Annotated in this window: 2 protein-coding genes; one reads left to right on the top strand and one right to left on the bottom strand. The window is 72.7% G+C overall.

What is annotated here, in order from left to right; translation table 11 throughout:
* Positions 1-229, bottom strand: a 229-nt coding sequence (locus tag AB0I21_RS57120; RefSeq protein ID WP_360574405.1) for a hypothetical protein, incomplete at its 3' end; no start/stop codon positions are given.
* Here AB0I21_RS57120 and AB0I21_RS57115 point away from each other — a divergent pair.
* Positions 117-3,874 (top strand): amino acid adenylation domain-containing protein (locus AB0I21_RS57115; protein ID WP_360574404.1); only part of this gene is annotated, 3,758 nt, incomplete at its 3' end. The two genes, AB0I21_RS57120 and AB0I21_RS57115, sit on opposite strands and share 113 nt — an antisense overlap.

The following is a 3,874-nucleotide window of genomic DNA, read 5'->3' as shown; positions in this document are numbered from 1 at the left end:
CGGCGGTGCCGGCGTCGGCGGTGGGCAGCGGCGCCGCAGGGACCGAGCCCGGGATCCCGGCCGACCTGGCGTCGGTGTCGACGGTCGTGTCGGCGGGCGAGGCGCTCAGCGCCGACCTGGTCGCCCGGTGGGCGCCGGGCCGCCGGTTCGTGAACGCGTACGGCCCGACCGAGACGACGGTGTGCGCGTCGATGTCCGCGCCGCTTACGGCCGGTGACGTGCCGACCATCGGCGGGCCGATCCTCAACGCCCGGGCCTACGTGCTCGACGTTCACCTCCAGCCCGTCCCGGCTGGCGTCGCCGGCGAGCTGTACGTGGCGGGTGCCGGTCTGGCGCGCGGATACGCCGGCCGGGCCGGGCTGACGGCGGAGCGGTTCGTGGCGAACCCGTTCGGGTCCGGCCGGCTGTACCGGACCGGTGACATGGTGCGGTGGACCGTGGACGGGAACCTCGTCTACGTCGGCCGCGCCGACGAGCAGGTGAAGATCCGCGGGTTCCGGATCGAGCCCGGCGAGATCGAGGCGGTCCTCGCCGCCCACCCCGACGTCGACCAGGTCGCGGTGACGGTCCGCGACGGCCAGCAGCTCGTCGCCTACGTCGTCGGGTCGGCCGGGCAGTTGCGGGAGTTCGCGGCGACGCGACTGCCGGAGTACATGGTGCCGTCCGCGTTCGTCGTCCTCGACGCGCTGCCGCTGACCGTCAACGGCAAGCTCGACCGCAAGGCCCTGCCCGCACCTGACGTCACGGCCACCGGCTCGCGGCGCGCCCCGGCCAACGCCCGCGAAGAAGCACTCTGCCAGGCGTTCGCCGAGGTCCTCGACGTCGACGCCGTCGGGGTCGACGACGACTTCTTCGCCCTCGGCGGCCACTCGCTCCTCGCCGTCCGCCTGATCAGCCGCGTCCGCGCCGCCCTCGACATCGACCTGTCCATCCGCACCCTGTTCGAGGTCCCGACCCCGGCCGGGCTCGCCGAGCGGCTGTCCGGCGCCGGAGCGGCCCGGTCGGCGCTCGTGCCGTGGGAGCGGCCCGAACGCGTCCCGCTGTCGTTCGCCCAGCAGCGGCTCTGGTTCCTCCGGCAGCTCGAAGGCCCCAGCGCCACCCACAACGTCCCGATGGTCCTCGCGCTCTCCGGCGACGTCGACGCGGCCGCGCTCGGCGCCGCGCTCCGCGACGTCCTCGGCCGGCACGAAGTGCTCCGCACCGTCTTCCCGGCCGTCGACGGGCGCCCCTTTCAGCGGGTGATCCCGCTGGCGGACCTCGACTGGCAGCTCCAGCTCGCCGACGTGCCGCCCGCCGACCTCGCGGCGACCGTCGAAGCGGCCGCACAGCACGCGTTCGACCTCGCCGCGGACGTCCCGATCCGCGCGTGGCTGTTCGCCGACGGCACCGGCGAGCGGACCCTCGTCGTCGTCATGCACCACATCGCCGGCGACGGCTGGTCGATGGGGCCCCTCGCCGCCGACCTGTCGACGGCATACCAGGCCCGCCTCGCCGGGCAGGCCCCCGCGTGGGAGCCGCTGCCGGTGCAGTACGCCGACTACGCCCTCTGGCAGCGCGAGTTCCTCGGGTCCGAGGACGACCCGCACAGCGTCATCTCGCGGCAGGTGACCTACTGGCGGCAGGCCCTCGCCGACCTGCCCGAGGAGCTGACCCTCCCCGCCGACCGGCGCCGCCCCGCCGTCGCCACCCACCGCGGGCACGTCGTGCCCGTCCACCTGCCGGCCGACCTGCACGCCCGGCTCCTCGACCTCGCCCGCGCCCAGGGCGTCACCGTGTTCATGCTGCTGCAGGCCGGCCTCGGGGTGCTGCTGTCGAAGCTCGGTGCCGGGACGGACGTCCCGATCGGTGCCGCGGTCGCCGGCCGGACCGACCAGGCCCTGGACGATCTCGTGGGCTACTTCGTCAACACGCTCGTCATGCGGACGGACGTGTCCGGGGATCCGACGTTCGCGGAGTTGCTCGGCCGGGTGCGGGAGGCGTCTCTGGCCGGGTTCGAGCATCAGGACGTGCCGTTCGAGCGGCTGGTGGAGGAGCTGTCGCCGGTCCGGTCGCTCGCCCGGCACCCGCTCTTCCAGGTCATGCTGACCGTCCAGAACAACACCGAAGCGGCCCTCGACCTGCCCGGCGTCCACGCCGGCGACTCGGCGGCCGCTGCCGAGATGACCGTCGCGAAGTTCGACCTCGACTGGAACGTGGTCGAGACGTTCGACACCGACGGCACCGCCGCCGGCATGTGGGGCATGCTGACCGGCTCCGTCGACCTGTTCGAGGCGGGGACGGTCGCGTCGATCGCCCGCTGGTGGGTCCGGGTCCTTGAGGCCGTCCTGTCGGACCCGTCCGCGGCCGTGTCCACTGTGGACGTCCTGGACTCCGTCGAGCGTGAGCAGGTGGTGTACGGGTGGAACGACTTGACGGTCCGCACTCCGGACGTGTCTCTGGCGGACCTGTTCGCGGCCCAGGCCATGGCGACCCCGGACGCGGTGGCGCTGGCCGGTGATGTGGCACTGTCCTACGCCGAGCTGCATGAGCGGTCGAACCGTCTGGCCGCGTACCTTCGCGGTGCCGGCGTCGGTCCTGAGTCGGTGGTTGGCGTGTGCCTGCCCCGCGGCGCGGACCTGATCGTGGCGTTGCTGGCGGTCGTGAAGGCCGGCGGTGCGTACCTACCTGTTGATCCTGAGCTGCCGGTGGAGCGGATCCGGTTGATGCTCGCCGACGCCCGCGCCGCGGTGCTGCTCGGTTTGGAGGATGTCCTCGACGAGCTGCCTTCGGGCCGGTTCCGGTCGATCGCCCTGGACGAGCGTCGGATGGTGTCGGCGGTGGCGGACGCTGTGGCGGAGCTGCCGGCAGTGAGTGGCGGCAATGCCGCCTATGTCATGTACACGTCGGGTTCGACGGGCACCCCGAAGGGTGTTGTCGTGCCGCACCGGGCTGTGGTCCGGTTGGTCCGCGACGCGAGCTTCTTCGAGGTCGGTGTCGGGGATGTGGTGGCGCATCTGGCGTCGGCGTCGTTCGACGCGGCGACGTTCGAGGTCTGGGGTGCGTTGCTCAACGGCGCGACCCTCGCGGTTGCGCCGTCTGGCGCGATGTCGACGGCGGAGTTGGGCGGGTTCCTGGCCGAGCACCAGGTCGGGACGCTGTGGATGACGGCCGGCTGGTTCGACCAGGTCGTCGCCGCGGACGTGTCGGTCCTCGCTCCGGTCCGGCATCTCCTCGCGGGTGGTGACGTCCTGTCGCCGGCCACCTGCCAGACGGTGCTTGCGGCGAACCCTGAACTCCGGCTGTCCAACGGTTACGGGCCCACCGAGAACACCACCTTCTCCGCGGTGCACGCGGTCCGGCCGCAGGACGCGGCGGGTGTCCCGATCGGTGCCCCGATCTCCGGTACCCATGCCTACGTCCTGGACGAGCGTCTCCAGCCGGTGCCGGTGGGGGTGGCCGGTGAGCTGTACGTCGCCGGTGCCGGCTTGGCGCGCGGGTATGTGGGGCAGCCGGGGTTGTCGGGTGAGCGGTTCGTCGCGGACCCGTTCGACCGGGCCGGTGGTGCTCGGATGTACCGCACGGGTGACGTCGTGTCGTGGTCGGGTGAGGGTCTGCTGTCCTTCGTTGGCCGTGCGGACGAGCAGGTGAAAATCCGCGGCTTCCGGGTGGAGCCGGGTGAGATCGAGGCCGTTCTCGCCGGGCACCGGCAGGTCGCCCAGGTTGCGGTGATCGCCCGTCAGGATACGGCGGGTGAGAAGCGGCTCGTCGCCTACGTCGTGGGCGAGGTCGACGGTCTGCGTGAGTACGTGGCGGACCGGCTGCCGGACTACATGGTGCCGTCGGCGTTCGTTGCGCTGGCGGGCCTGCCGTTGACGGCGAACGGCAAGCTGGACCG

The sequence above is a fragment of the Dactylosporangium sp. NPDC050588 genome (assembly GCF_040654975.1).
Lineage (GTDB): Bacteria > Actinomycetota > Actinomycetes > Mycobacteriales > Micromonosporaceae > Dactylosporangium > Dactylosporangium maewongense.
Note: the sequence above shows the minus strand (reverse complement) of the source record. Positions and strands in the feature narration are given on the sequence as shown.